A 15525-nucleotide genomic window follows, 5' to 3' on the forward strand; every position below is an offset into this window, starting at 1 on the left:
CCACGCATGGCGTGGATCTACTGAACTGCATCCACGCATGGCGTGAATCTACTGAACTGCATCCACGCATGGCGTGGATCTACTGGACTGCATCCACGCATGGCGTGGATCTACTGCCCCGGTCGCCGGGCGCTGTCCCGCGCCCGGCGACGCCGTGTCGGTGGTCCTCACCGCTGATGGCTGCTCCCTGCCCTCCGTGCCGTCCTGGCTGGGGCCGCCACCGCTCCCTGGCAGCTGGCCCGATCCTCTGTTCTGCGCGTGGTGGGTGCGGACCTTGGTCCGCACCGTTCCTCATCCACGCATGGCGTGGATCTACTGGGTCGGCTGCTTGCCGGACTCTGCCCTTGCCTGCGGGAACTGGAAGGCGCTGTTGACGTCGTAGCCCGCGGCGGCGGCCGTGTTTCCGCGTGCTGGCGGGTCGATGCTGCTGCTGGCACTGCCGAAGCCGAGAATCTGCACGCTGATCACCGACGGCTGGTTGCGCCGCGCATCGTCCTGGCTCTTGCGCATCACGTCCTGTGCGGCCTGGCTGGCGCTGTTGGCCGCAGCGCTGGCCGACGCCAGCGCGTTGACGTTCACCGAGGCCAATACCGGCAGGCCCTTGCTGTCGCCCTGCACCTGGATGTTGGCGGCGTTGAGCACCTGCAGTGCCGCCAGGTTGATGTTGCCCGACACACGGATACCCGCCTCGCCTGCATCAATGGTGCCCAGTGGTGCGATCAGGTCGACATCGCCCGGCGCCACTTCGGCGATCGGGTTCAGCGTTGCAATGCCGGCGCCGCTGGCAGGTGCCTGTGGCGACAGAATCACGTTGCCCCAGGTGTCGTAGACGCGACGCGGCGGGGTGTACAGCAGCGTGGTCTGCGAACCGCGGCCGGCATTGATGTCGCCCTGCTCGGACCACGCCAGGATGTCACCACCAAAGGTGGTCATCACCCGCGACAGACCCAGCAACACGCTGTCCTGGCTGAACAGGCGAATATCGCCTTGGCCCTGGGTGACCAGGCCCGCGCTGGCCGGAGGCGCCACGCCCTGCACACCCACCACGAGCTGCCCGCCCGGTGCCATCAGCTCGATGTTGCCACCCGCTTCGGTGCGCACACCGGAACCGCCGTACATCACGATATCGCCAGTACGGTTGATGGTTGCGCCATTGGCATCCTTGTCCGGCATCAGCGTGGCGATCGCTTCGCGCCCGCGCAGGTAGGAACCGAAACGTGGCCCTTCTGCATTGGTGTACTCACGACCACCTTCGCGCAGTTCAGCGTAGTAGACCTGGCGCAGGAAGATACGCTGCTGCTCCTTCGGCAATGCATCGAACAAGGCCAGCGCCTCGGCACCGTCGGCAGCCCTGCCGAAGCGCTGCTGCAGCCACTGCTTCAGTTCCCTGTCGTAGATCTTCACCGCCTTGCCCGGCTGCGAGGCCAGCGACTGTGCCGGGGCGGCCAGGTTGGCCGGGTCGAGATAGCGCGCACGCAGCGCGACGAAGTCGATCTGCTGGTTGCCGGCGGTCAGGCCGACACTCGCCCCGGAGCGGGTATCGCCCTGCACGATACCGCCCAGCGTCACGATGCTGCCCACGTCCTCCTGCCGCAGCTGACGACCTGCACTGACCTCCAGATTGCCGGGACCGGCCACCACGGCATCCAGGTGCACGATGTCGCGCCCTGCCTCCACCACCGAAATATCGGTGGCCGTACTGTTCAGGGCGGTCAGCGAAACACCCAGGATGTCGCGCCCGGCGCGCATCTGCACCGCACCGGCCGCCTCGAACAGAGCAAACTGCGTGCGCTGGCTGCCGGAGCGCTCCAAGGTACGCTGCGCGCCCGATTTCAGGCCGATGATGTCGCCGCCCACGGCATAGAAGCGGCTGGGCGATAGCGCACCCGGCAGATTCGACAACGGTGTATTGGGACCGAACGCGAACAGCGGCAATGCCGCCTCCGGCGTCGCCGAATGGCCATCCACCGACAGGTTGTGGTGCGGCCGCGTAAGGCTGCCGCTGCCATCGCCCACCTGGGCCATGAAGGCCGGATCGAACGGCCCCGGCACGCGTGTATCCGCGGCCGAACGTGCGATCTGGGTAGCACCCGGCTGGGCGAAGATGCCGCCGCCGGCCAGTACATCCAGGCGGCCACTGGCCGAGGGTGCCAGCAGCAGTACGTCCTGGGTGTTGTCCTGCATGCTCAAGCGGTCGAAGGTGATGTTGCCCTGCGCGGCAACCGCGCTGAACCGCGAAGGATAGAGCCAGTACTGCAGCAGATCGCGCCCGCCGGCCTGCAGCTGCACCTGCTCAGGCGCGAGGTTGCTGCCGCTGAGATTCAGGGGGCCGGACACGCCCGGCGAAAGATCGCCTCCGGCGCTGAACAGGTCCACGGCGGTGGATGCGGTCCACAGCGAGAACCAGGTGGTGCCTGCGGCGCGGCTGCCGTTGTCCTGGGTCACACCGCTGTAGTTGGCCACCGCTACCCGGCCGGCATCGCCAACACCGCCCAGCACCACATCCCCGCGCGCCTGCAGCGATGCCGTGGCATCGCCCAGCACCAGCACCGGACCGCCCATCGCGCGTGCACTGTCGGCGGCGAACAGGTCGGCCGCACGCTGGCGGCCGAGCGTGCCGTAGTTCTCCAGCGTCACGCCCATGCCACCGATGCGGCCGGCCTCCAGCAGCAGGCTGCCCCGCAGGTTGCTGAAGGTGCCGTTGAGGTCAAGGTCCTGCGCGGCCCTGGCCGTGTTGAGGCTGGAGAACGTGGCGGTCAGCTGCGGATTCAGCACACCGCCGGTGCGCAGGCGCAGATCGCCGCCGCCGGTCAGGTGCAGCTGGCCATCGCTGACCCGGCCGGTCGAGCCGACTGCGGCAACGATCGCACCCGAGTGCGGCGCGGTCATGAACCCCAAGGCATCGCCCATCGCCTCGCGCACACCGGCGTTGCGGCCGGCATCGAGCGTGAGATTGCCGCCACCGAGCGTACCGAAACCGGTGAAACCCACCATCCGCGGCGTGCTGTCTGCGGTGGCCGAGACGTTGGTGTAGGTACCGAAGTTGACCCACCAGCTGGTCGGCACCGGCGTCACCCCGGTGGTGCTGCCGGTACCCTGCCGCCAGAGCCAGTTGCCCACGGCGGCACTGCCATGCAGTGCCATGTCGCGGTCGCTGCTGCCCGATTCGGCGCGCGCGGTCCACACATCGCCGACGATGTCCCGCCCGGCCTCCACGCGCAGGTTGCCACCATGGTCGGGATACCACGCCTGGTAGCCCGCCAGTGCAGCGTCGTAGCTGCCGGGCACCACGTCCTTGCCGAGCAGAGCGCTGTTCCAGGGCGCCGGCGCACGCGGCGAATTGAAGGCCGCATCACGCCCGTTGCCAAGCGAGGTGGGTGTGCCGGCGGTGTAGACGCCGAATCCGGATTTCATCACCACGTCGCCTGCCGCCAGCAGTTCCAGGTCGCCCTTGCCGGTGCGCAGCACGCTCCACGCGGGTGTGCCGGGGCGCTGGCCATAGGTGGTCACCTCGGTCTGCGTGCCTCCGCCGAAGCAATAGGTGGGCGCCGAGCCGCAGAACTCGTCTTCGGTCATGCCGAAGATCGCCGCGAAGTCCTTGGCCGATGTGCCGACGTAGGATTCATCGCCCCAGAAATCCAGCGAGCCCTGTGCGGCCACCTGGCGCGGTGCGGGGCCGCAGTAGCCGTCTGCCAGCGCACAGAACTCCTCTTCGGTGTAGCCGAAGATATCGGCCAGTTCGGCGATCGGTCGACCGGCATAGGAGGTATCGCCCATCCAGTCCAGCGAGGCCTGCTCGGTCAGCACGCGGTCGCCCACGAAAATGATCTCGGTCTTCACCGTGCCCACCGATCCCTGATGGGTATCGGCCAGCACCACGCTGCCGTCACTGCCCCAGCGACGCGTGCGCGGATCGGCAGCGTCGCTGTCCGCGCCGGCCACGGCGGTCAGGTCCCACGACGTCGTGCCTTCCGCCAGCATCGGCGCCAGCGCCCAGTTGCGGCCCTGGTTGCCATTGGCATCGGCAGGTCGCAGCTTCACCGGTGCATCGCCGGCCAGCTCCACCTTGGTCATGGAGGGAATGTATGCGCCCACTTTCAGGTCTACCGCGCGTGCCAGCCGCAACGCGATCGGCAGCACGGCACCGGCCGGCCACTCCTGTGCGGCCATCTGCACGCTGCTGCGCAGACGGAAGCCGCCGCCCAAGCGCGCGCCTGCCTCCAGCTGCAACGGCTGGTCAAGCAGGGTGCCCGCGGCGAAGGTCTGCCCATCACGGGTGGTAACCGCCGCACCGAGCACGGTGCCGGCAGGCAGTCGCAGGCTGTCGGCCAGTGTCATCGCTGCGGGCAGCACGGTACCGGCGGGCAGCACGGTCGATTCCACCGGCACCGCATAGTTCAGCGTGGTGCCCGCCGGGAATTCGGTACCCGGCTGCAGCTGCACGCCATCCACCGGCACCACCAAGCCGCCACCGAACGGTGTGTTGGCGCCGCCGCTGCTGCGACCCTCGATCAGTTCCCAGCCTGCTTCATCCGGGTTGGCGGGCGGTGGTGCGAAGCCATCGTTGATGCTGCCATGGATGTTGATGTTGCCTTCGGCCCGAAGCACCAGCGAGGCCGATTCGCCAAACCCGCGCCGCGCCGCGTCGAGACGGTCGGCGTCGGGACCGTAGCGATAACCGGACAGGTCGATGTCGCCGGAAACTGTCAGGTCGCCGCCGGGGTTGTCCGCACTACGGTGCGCCACCACCTGCACACCCGGACGCAGGCGGTGGCTGCCCAGCGCTGCGGTGCGCTGCTGCAGATCGGCATTGGCCAGCGCCCCGTCCATCCACGTGCGGTTGTCCGGATCGACGATCTGGTCCAGCCACTGCTGGGTGACCACCTGCGGCCGGTTGCCGTGTACATCCACGCTGGAGGCCAGCGGAGCATCGTCATAGCGGCGCACGCCGTTGACCTGGATGTCGGCCGCACCGGTGATGCGCATACCGTTGGCAACGGCAATGGCCGCATCATCAGTACCGATCCGCGGCACGTCGATCTTCAGCGTGCCTCGCGCAGCGCCGTCGTTCTGCCCGGGCTGGCTGCCCACGGCGACGCCGCTGCCCGCACGCAGGTCGATGGCGGCGCCGGCGCCGATGCTGACCTGGCCTGCGGCGCTGCCCAGTTCGACCGTCGCCCGGTTGGGGCTGTCGATGATCTTGCCGTAGCTGTCCACGCGCAGGCCACTGCCATGCGCGTCGAGCGTGCCGTTCACCTGCAGCGCGTCGCGGGCGTACAGGCGGATGCTGCCGACCTGCTCGCCGCTGGCGTCGATGCGCCCGGCCACGGTCAGGCTGCCCTTGTCCACGCTGATGTCGACCCGTCGCGCCTTCACCTCGTCGCCGATCTGCAGATCCCCCTCGCCGATCTGGAAGGTGCGCGCGCCGGTCACGCCGCTGCTGTTCAGCCGCTGGTTCAACCCTGCGAAATCCTGCAGCTGGCGTGCACGCACCACCAGTTCGCCCGCGTCGTAGGGCACCACGGTGCCACCGGCGTCGTAGCGGCCGCTGGCCGCGCCGTCCACACGCCCGGCCAGGTCCGCGCGACCGGCCAGGGCATTGACCGTCAATCGCCCACCGCGGTTGTTGCGCGCCGACACATCGATGCGCGAGGCGGCATCGGTGGTCACCGCGCCACTGTCGCTGGACAGCAGCACATCACCGCCCCAGCTGTATTTGTCCACGTCGAACAGGCTGACCTTGCGACCCGCCAGATCCAGCGCCGCATGCGCACCCACGCCGATGCCCTGGCGCGCACTGGCCGACAGGCGGCCGGAGGCCAGCGCGATCGTGCTGTCCAGCAGGATGCGATCAGCGTCGATGCTGAGCTCACTGCCCAGCGCATCACCGCCAGCCCTGCCGTTGCCCCCGTGCAGGGCGAAACTGCCGCCGGTGCGCAGGGCGAGCTGCGCGCCCGGGTCTGCGGTCAGCAGGGGCGTGCTGATGACCACGCTGCCACCGCTGTACTGCCAGCCCTTGTCGGCCAGGTACTCGCCGCGCTGCTGGTACGCATCCAGCGTTCCCTTCGCCGAGAACACCATCTGTTCCGACGCCCCGAGGTTCAACGCGCTGAAGCCAAGTACCTGACGGTTGGCCGCGACCTCGGAGCTGGGCCTGCTGTACGGCGCACGCCCCAGCGTCAGGGTGCGCGTGACGATATCCAGCTGGCCATCGCCCAGGCGATCCACCATCGGCTCTGCCGGCGGCACGGCCGCGTTGCTGCCCGTGGCCTGCGTGGCCGCCAGCGCACCATCCCACACCAGCGTATCCACCAGGATGCGCGCACGGTCGCTGGCGTTGCCATAGCCGTGGATCGCCTGCGCGCCCAGCACCAGGGTGCGCAGGCTGCCAACGCCGGTGGCGCTGTCGCGCGCATCCAGGTCGACGCTGCCGAACACATTCACCGAATCACGCGCCACCAGGCTCAGCGTGTCCAGCGCGGGTGCGCCGGTAGCCGCGTTGCCACGCAGCAGCTGCTGCAGCACCGTCTGGTTCATGGTCATGCCGGCGGGCAGTGCACCCGCTGCCGCCGCCTGTGCGATGGCTTCGGCGCTGCCGAGGTTCAATGCAGCCATGCTGACGCCCAGCTGGCGCGTGCCGTAGCTGGCCGAATCGCGCAGTTGCAGGGTGCCATCGGTGGCGACGGCGATGCTGCCGTCGGACACCAGCCGCGCTTGTCCCTCGCACGCGTCCTGGCAGCCGCCGATATCGATCGCCACCGGGCCGGCGGCAACGCCGGTGGTGCCGGTGATCAGGTTCAGGCGCTGGTTGGACACCGCCAGCAGGCCGCCCGTGACCTGGTAGGGCAGCGTGTCGACGGCGTCGCCACCGGCGCGTGCGTACGGCAAGGTGTTCACGGTCGCCCCGGCTTCGACCAGAATGCCGGCGCCACCGGCGGCGGCCGCCACCAGGATTTCCGGTGCCTGCAACGTGGCCCCGGAACGGATCGCCACGCTGCGGGCCTGGCCGTTCACCGTCACCTGCGACGCCACCTGGTTGATCTGACCACCGATCACCATGCGCGCCGGCTGGAATGCATTGAGGGCCTGGTCGGTAAAGGTCACGCCTCGGTCGCGCGTTTGCGCAACGCCATCGGCAGCGATGACCTCCAGCGTGCCGATGGCCGGATTGGCCATCGAAGCCACCAGGGTGCCGCCCCGCCCCTTGTCGTTGGCCGCGGCAAACCGCGCGGTACCGGCGAAGTCGATTGCCGCCGCACCCTGGCGTCCGGCGCCCTCACCCAGCGCCAGGGTCAGGCCCAGCGCATCGATGGTCTGCCAGCCGCGCGATTCGCCGCGGCGGTCGGCCGTTGCCTGCACGAAGGCGTTGTAGCTGGTTTCGTTGTAACCCGAATGCCGCCGCACCACCGCCGCCGGTGTCAGCAGCAGGTCGGTCAGCAGCGGCGATTGCACACCGCCCAGACCGCCACGCTGGTGGCCGGACACGCGCCAGGTGCCGGTGCCGGTCGGCAGCGGCTGCGAAACGCCGGACGCACCGGTCGCGCCAAGCTCGACACGGAACGCACCGGGCTGCAGCGCGAAGTTGGCCGGCAGCAGCGTGTAGGTGCCCGCCGGCAACCCGGGAACACCCGCCGGCACGCTGACCTGCTGACCGATGCCGGGCGCGGCGAAGCCGTCGGTGCTGGTGGGCGCGAATGCGCCCGTATAGCCGGGCACGATGGCATACACCGGGTTGCCCGAGGCACTGAACGCGTAGCGGGGGTTGGCATCGGCCAACGCGGTGCGCAGCACGTCCACCGAACCACCCCGACCGGAGATGAATGCTGCACCGGTCAGGTCGCCGCCACCGGACATGTCCAGCAGCGCGCCCGGGCTCACGTTCACCTGGTTGGCTTTGAGGGTGACGCCCATCGAGGTGATGCCACCGGCGGTCAAGGAATCCACGCTACGGCTGCCGATGCGCCAGGTGACCCCATCGGCGGTACCGCCATAGGGCAGCGCCAGGCCGGCACCACTGGTGGAGGTGATGCTGCCGGGCAGCAGTTCCACCCGGCCGCCGGCCGTACCGCCCATGGCCAGACCACCCAGCTGCAGGGTTCCCATCGGCGCCCACACCGCACCGCCCTGCTGCACGGTAGCGGCCACCAGTCGCAGCGAGCCGAACGCCGATGCAGGGACACCCGCTGCCGTGCCGTTACCCTGGATGCGCAGCACCGCATCCGGGTTCGCCCAGTAGTCGACGGTGTCCACGGTCTGCGCCGATGCACCCGCCACCACCCGGCCCACCGCCCCGGACGTCGGATACAGGCGCGCCGCGGTCAGGTCGATCGAGCCCGGTGCCAGCAGCGAACTGACCGCCGCGTTGCTGGCGATGCTGGAAAGAAGGCGCACATCACTGCGGCTGTTCAACGAGAGATGGTCGAAACTGGGCAGCCAGGTGACATCGCGAAGATCGATGAGATCGCCATTGACCGCCAGCGCATGATCGCCCGCAGTCGCTGATACCGCACCCTGGGTGAACTGCAGGCTCTCGCCCGACAACTGCTTCCAGCGCGCCTGCGCCAGGCGCACATACGGGGCCGACAGCGAGATCGCGCTGGGCGTGCTTGCGCTTGCGCCTGTGGCCACGCCCAGGCTGGACTGCCCCTGCCCATAGATGCGCAGGGACTCGGCCATACGCAGGTCGACATTGCCGAGCGTGCGGAGGTCGCCGAAGACCGAGAAATTGTCGAATCCGCCGGCCTGGATCTGCTGCACCGACAGTGCGGCATGCCCATAGTCCAGCCGCGCTGGCAGCGACGTCTCGGCCGCGGTCTGCTGGCTGAGCGTGATCGCCCGTTCGCGCAGCACCTCCTCGGTTGCTCCGCGTGCATGCACGCTGCCGCCAAAGGCGAGGCCCAGGGTGCCACCACGCGCCCCACTGCCACCGGCCGCCGCATCCATCGCCCCTTGCAGGTACAGCGCATTGGCCGAACGCAGCACTATCTGGCCGCCGTCGCTGTCGACCCGGGTACGGCCCTGTCCATCAATATCCAGCTCGGCCGAGGCACCGCGCGCGTCAAGGCGTGCACCGCGTTCGACTACGACGAAGGCTTCCGGCGGCCGGTTGTCGACGAAGGCCGACGTCTCCCAGTCGAGCGCGCCACCGATCTCGATGCGCCCGCCCGTCCGCACCTGGCCGCGCAGCCGGCCAGCAGCATCGACCATCGAAACCGAATCGGCGCTGGCGTCCAGTACCGCCCGGTCACCGATCCGCCAGGTACGCTCGCTGCGCTGGCCGGCGTACAGCGCCGTGTCCGGGCGCACATCGTCGATGCTGATGCGGCCGCCGCGTGCCTGCAGCGTGCCCTCCACGTCGATGTTGCCCGCGCCCAGCAGCGAGATGGCCTGGCCCGGATCCACGGCGATACGCGCGTCGCGTCCCACGCGCAGGTCGCCGCCCACGCTGTTGCGGTCCGAACGCAGGGTGATGCTGGCGCCGCTGCGCTGGCGGATGCGCCCGTTCTGCGGATCAGCCGCGTACAACGGCGCCGACCATGCCTGCAGCGCACTCGTCCGATCCTGCGCCGTGCGCGCGTCTTCGGCCAGGCGCAGACCCGGCGTCTGCACGATCAGCTCGGTGCCGTCGGCGATATCCAGGCCCTGATGGGCATTGATGTCGTACTGCGTGAAGCCACTGCCGAACAGCGCCGTGTCCAGCTGCAGTGCGCTCGCGTCCTGCAGGGCTGTGCCGACCGCAACCTTGCCGCCGGTGCCCAGCGCGAACGTGCCACCGCCCTCGCCACGGCCGCTGAAATAGCTGCTTTCGCCCAATCGCACGCGACCACTGCCATCTGCCGCCACCTCGGCAGTGTTGGCCTGCAGGTTTACGCTGCCGCCCTTGCCGATGCGGCCCTTGCCCTGCATGTCCAGCGCAGCACCGGCGTCGACATCGACAGCGACCTGGCGGCCCACCGTCACGTCATGGCTGCTCTGCAGGCGCAGGCTGCCACCCTCGGTCCACGCCGCGCCGCTGTCCAGCCCGATGCCAAGCGCCGCATTGCTCCAGCCACCGGCCAGATCAATCCGGGTACCGTCGGCAATGGCAACGTCGGCGCGGCCGTTGCGCAGCAGCGCCGTCGGCCGGCCCAGCACATCCAGCAGATTGCCCGCCTGCAGCCGGCCACCCACGATGTGGATGTCAGCGGCCAGGTTGACGGTGCTGCCGATCAGGTTGAGTGCGCCGCCAGCCTGCAGCGTCAGCGGCGCATCGACGGAGGCGCGGCCGGCGGTAGCCAGGTCGATGGCACCCCACTGCTGCGCGTTGAGCAGCCCGGCATCAAGCCACACGGTGTCGCGCCGCTCGCTGCCGATCGGCGACTGCAGCGTCAGGCCGGGGATCGCTGTACCGCCCTGCACGCGCACATCTGTATCGAACGCGCCATTGCGGCCCAGGCCGTCATAGCGCCCCAGATACAGCCCGGCGTTCCGCGCCACCGCCGTCTGCGCCTGCGCATAGCCTTCCAACGCAGCATCGGGCCGTCGCCCCTGCTGCGCGCCCTGAAAGGTGGTGGTCTCCACCTGGCCGTCCAGCACTGCGGTCGGCGCGGACACTACAAGGCGCCCGGCATCGCGGCCGACGGTGTAGCCGTTGTCAGTCCGCTGCGCAGCGAAAACGATGGGGTTGCGGAACGCCTCGGTGACACCCCAGCGCTCCTGCTTTACCTCGTAGCCCTTGTACAGACCATCGAACAGCATCTCCGCCGGCGCGTCGTCCAGCCGGTATACCTGCCCGTCGACACCGCGCAACCAGCTCTGCTGTATCGCCCCGCTCTGCACGTCCAGGCTGCCGCCCGCCAGATTGATCCGCGAGCCTGCGCCGGTGACCACCTCGCTGCCGCCCAGCAGCACCGTGCCGCCCTGCGCCGCCCATTCGCTGATCGAGTGGCCCTGGTTGTCCAGATAGCCGCCCACTTCCAGCAACCCGCCGGCGGCATACCAGCGATCGCCCTCGTAGCCGCCAGTGCCGGCCGGCACGTGGATCAGCTGCCGACGGTCGATCCAGACTTCGCTGCTGGTCAGCTTGCCGCTGTCGCGGTTGTCGGGCGAATCGCGCAGTTCATTGCCCTGCACCTTGACCTGTACGTTGTTGCTTTCCATCGCCACCTTTACACCCACCGCGCCGGAGACATCCACACGCGCGGCGTTGTCCAGGTGGCTGCGGCGAGCGGCATCGGCAATCACCTGGCCGCCGGTGGCCACCGTCAGCGAGTTGGCCTGGAAATGGATGTCGCCCCCGGAAACGATCTCCACCCGCGACTGGTCGCGTCGATCGCTGTGCAGGGACAGATTGTCGAAGGTCGTCGTCCGCGATGCTGCACGAAGCGCATCCTGTTCGGCCGACTCCTTCAGCAGTGCATCGCGCTGGGTATCCAGTGCGCTGGCCTTGCCATCGTCTTCGATCAGCACCGCCGTGGTCGAGCCTTCGGCCAGGGTGACCCTGGCCCGGGTGTCACTGGCCGAGGCCAGCAGGTGCACGGTGCCGCGTTGGCCCAGCGTGGTGCTGGCCACGGCCACACCGGCCTGCTCGACGCTGCGCCCGGCCAGGGTGATGTCGCCCTCGCGGGCCAGCAGCAGGCCGGTATTGCGGACGCTGCCGGCGCTACTGTCGGTGAGCAGGCGAGGCGCGATCTCGTTGCCGCGTGTGGTCGAAGCGGTATTGGCCGCCGTACCCACGCCGCGACGGATCACGAAGCTGTCGCCGGCCGCCATCTGGGCCTGGCCCTTGCGCGTCTCGATCTGGCCCGCGTTCTCCACACTGTGGCCGGCCAGCAGCACATAGCCGCCGCCACGCGTTGCGCTGGTAGGTTCATGCGTGGTGATGCGCGCGCCCCGTTCAACCATGACCTTGCCCACGGCATCGGTGAGGGCCGAGGTGTTCGCGTCGGCACTGTACAGTCCGTTGTCACGGAACTGCGCGTCGCTGATGCGTGCTGCAGCAGCAAGCAGATTGCGGACGTTGACCTGGCTGTTGTTGCCGAACACCACGCCGTTGCGGTTGGCCACGAACACCGTGCCGTTGGCCTTCAGCTGGCCAAGGATCTGGCTGGGTCGCGCGTCCGGATCATTCACCCGGTTCAGCACCGCCCAGTCGGGGTTCTGCAGGAAGTTGAGGGTGGTGTTGCCACCGATGTTGAAGGATTCCCAGTTCAGGATCGCCTGGTCAGCCGTCTGCTCGATGCTGACCTGTACGCGGCCATCGCTGCCCTGCGACTGGATCGCCTCGCGCGCATTCACCCAGCCGCGCGTCAGGGGGTTCTCATCGACCTTCAGACCATCCTTGCCCAACCCATCGGCCACCACGAAGCCGGCCTCGCGACGCGACTGCCGGGCCTGTTCCTGCATGCGTTGCTGCAGAGCGATCGCCTGCGCCGCGGTACCAAGGTTGTCGATCGACTGCTGCAGCTTCTGCCGCGCGGCGTCCTGCTGCTGCGCGGGCAACTGGAACTGGATGGGCACGCCATTGGGCATGCGACCGCTCTGTGCGGCCGCACCCTGCGCCGCGCCGCGGTCGGCGAACCAACCCGGACTGAACGCCTGTTGCGCGTGGCTGGCGGGGGCAGCCAGGGTTCCCAACGCCACCGCGATGGCCCAGGCCATCGGGTGGTTGCGGCGCATCGGCGCAGCCGAATGAACAGCGGACGTGTGCGGGAGCGACATCGGAACCTCATCAACCTGGTGGGCCGCAACTGCGGCAGCGATCGGGAGGCACGCGCAACGCATGCCCTGCCACTGATAGACGGTTCACGTGACATGAAGCCGACAGCAATGCACTGCACTGGCCCGCACCGTCGCCGGAAAAGGAGACGCCGGCCCAAAGGGCCGGCGTCGGGTAACGCAGATTTCAACTACCGGACGCGATTACAGCGGACGGCCGATGCCGGCGCAGGTGCTCGGGTTGTTCAGGCCAGCGGAGTTGCCGGCGAGCACGAATCGGTTGCGGATCGCGTCGCGCCACACCTTGGTCAGCGGGATGAAACCGTGGTCGGTGATCGCCTTGGCATGGGCCACCAGCGCCGGGGTGGCGGTGTAGTCAGTGGCGTAGTGGCGCATCAGGAAGCCACGCAGGCTGTTGGCGACGGTCGAATCCTTGTAGCACTGGCCGATGACCAGGTTGGTGTAGCCGGCGATCGGATAGCCAGCCGACGGATTGCCGAACACCGGCACCCAGTTGGCCGGATTTTCGGCAGCAGTGCCGGTCGGCGGAGCGACGGTTTCCAGGGTGGCCTGCACGCTCACCTGGTCCGGCGAGAAGCCCTTGACCTTGGCAACCTTGGTGGCATCGGTCAGGCTCGGGATCACGTCCGGGCCCACATAGCCGATGCGGCCGGCCTGCGCGTACACGGCGTTGTACAGCGAGGTGCCGCCGGTGGCCGGCGCGGCCACCAGGAAGGCCGGCAGGTTGTTGTTGGCATCACGCTTGTACAGATCGGCGAAGGTCGACTTGATGGCGAACTTGCCATCGACCAGGTTCGAGGTGGCGGCCACTTCCGGCGCACAGGCGGCGGTCAGGAAGCGGGTGAACATTTCGCTGGTGCCGCTGCTTTCCGGACGGTAGACCACCTGGATCGGGCCACTGCGGTTGGCATCGATGGTCGACCAGTCAGTGATCGCACCGGAGAACACGCCACAGATCTGCGCCACGCTCAGGTCAACCGCCGAACCGGCCTTGTTGAACGGAATGGTCACCGAGGTAGCCACCGACGGCACCTGGATCAGGTTGCCATAGCGGTTGGCATTGCTGGCCTGGTTGTAGGTGGTGGTGTAGGTGCTCAGTTCGGTCGAGCTCAGCACCGAATCGCTGCCGGCGAAGTGCACGGTGCCGGTGGTCGAGAACAGCTGCGAATCATTCTGCAGGAAGGCCTTCTTGCCGGTGCCCGAACCGGTCACGGCGTAGCTGAAGTTGCTCGGCAGGATGCTGTCGGCCTGACCCTTGTAGAGGTCGGCCGGCAGCGAAGCGCCGCCGCCGGTAACGGTCTGCGCCGACGCGGCGCCGGCAGTGGCGAGCAGCGCGGTAGCAACCAGCGCGGCCAGGGTCTTGTACTTGTTCATGATCTTCTCCTGAAGGGTTTACTGCGAAGGTGAAACACCAAGGGAGGAACGGTCACTACACGCCTGCTGCCGCCGAGGGCCTCCCAGCCCACTCTGCGGCGACAGGGTCATGCTGGTCGTTGCCGATGACAGGCCGCTTAAGAAACCTGTGGAAGATCGGAAAAAGGTGTGGAGGATTGTGTGGAGAATCCGGGCGTCGGTGGATCCACGCCATGCGTGGATGCACGTCATTGCACCAACTGGTTCATTTCCATGATCGGCATCAGCACGGCCAGCACGATGGTCAGCACCACCCCGCCCATCACCAGGATCATCGTGGGCTCCAGCAATGCCGTGAGTGCCATCGCGCGGCGTTCGATCTCGCGCGAGATGGTCTGTGCAGCGCGGTCGAGCAACGGTGCCAAAGAACCGGTCTTCTCGCCACTGGCCACCAGGTGCACCAGGATCGGCGGATACACCTTCTGCACCTTCAGCGCAGCGCCAAGCGAAGTACCTTCGCGCACGCGTGCGGCCACATCATCGGCACAGCGCGCCAGCAGCGCGTTGCCCAGTGTCTGTCGTGCGGCGTCCAGTGCACGCAGCAGGGGCACACCGGCATCCAGCAGGATTGCCAGTGTCGATGCAAAGCGAGCACTGTTCACGCCCAGCACGAAACGACCCACCATCGGGACGCGCAACAGCAGGCTGTCCCAGCGCAGGCGCAGATCCGGCCGCCGCAGTGCCAGCCGCCAGCCCACCACCAGCGCGCCGATGCCCAACCCCGTCCATATGCCCCACGCGCGTACGAAGGCACTGGCCGCCAGCATCACCTGGGTCAGCATCGGCAGCGTCTGCCGTGCCTGCACGAACGCGGTCACTACCTGCGGCACCACGTAGCTGAGCAGGAAGATCACGATCGCCACCGACACCAGGCTGATCGCTGCCGGGTAGATGAACGCCGTCAGCACCTTCGCCTGCAGCGCGTTGCGCTCTTCGATGTAGTCGGCCAGGCGTTCCATCACCCGCGCCAGATCGCCGGAATCCTCGCCGGCCGCCACCAGGGCACGATAGATCGCGGGAAAGTCGCGCGGCCGCGCTGCCAGCGCCACAGTCAACCGCTGGCCAGCGCGCACATCGGCACGCACCGCGGTGAGCGCCTGCGCAACGTGCGGGCGTTCGGCCTGCTCGATCACCGCGCTCAATGCGCTTTCCAGCGGCAGGCTGGCGGCCAGCAGGCTGGCCAGTTGCCGCGTGGCCCAGGCCAGTTCGCTGGCCGATAGTCTGCGCGTGCCCCAGCCACTGCCGGCAGTGCGTGCGGCTGATACCTGTACCGGTGTCAGCCCACGCCCACGCAGTTGCTGGCGCACACCGCGCGCGGTATCGGCGTCCAGCTGTCCCTTCTCGATGCGCCCCTGTGCATTGGCGGCCTGGTAGTCGAACAGTGCCATGCGCGCC

3 protein-coding genes are annotated in these 15525 nt (G+C 68.4%); all 3 read right to left on the bottom strand.

The window, feature by feature from the left end; translation table 11 throughout:
- Window positions 1–312: 312 nt before the first annotated feature.
- Window positions 313–12699, bottom strand: coding sequence for a filamentous haemagglutinin family protein (locus AC13GI_RS03895; protein ID WP_482995561.1), 12387 nt, complete (start codon window positions 12697–12699; stop codon window positions 313–315).
- Between the two features lie 201 nt (window positions 12700–12900).
- Window positions 12901–14091, bottom strand: coding sequence for a substrate-binding domain-containing protein (locus AC13GI_RS03900; RefSeq protein WP_380653325.1), 1191 nt, complete (start codon window positions 14089–14091; stop codon window positions 12901–12903).
- A 227-nt stretch (window positions 14092–14318) separates the two neighbouring features.
- On the bottom strand, window positions 14319–15518 hold the full coding sequence (gspF, locus tag AC13GI_RS03905; protein ID WP_380653328.1) for a type II secretion system inner membrane protein GspF: 1200 nt from the start codon (window positions 15516–15518) through the stop codon (window positions 14319–14321).
- Window positions 15519–15525 lie beyond the last annotated feature (7 nt).

It is taken from the genome of Stenotrophomonas sp. 82F1 (assembly GCF_056861525.1).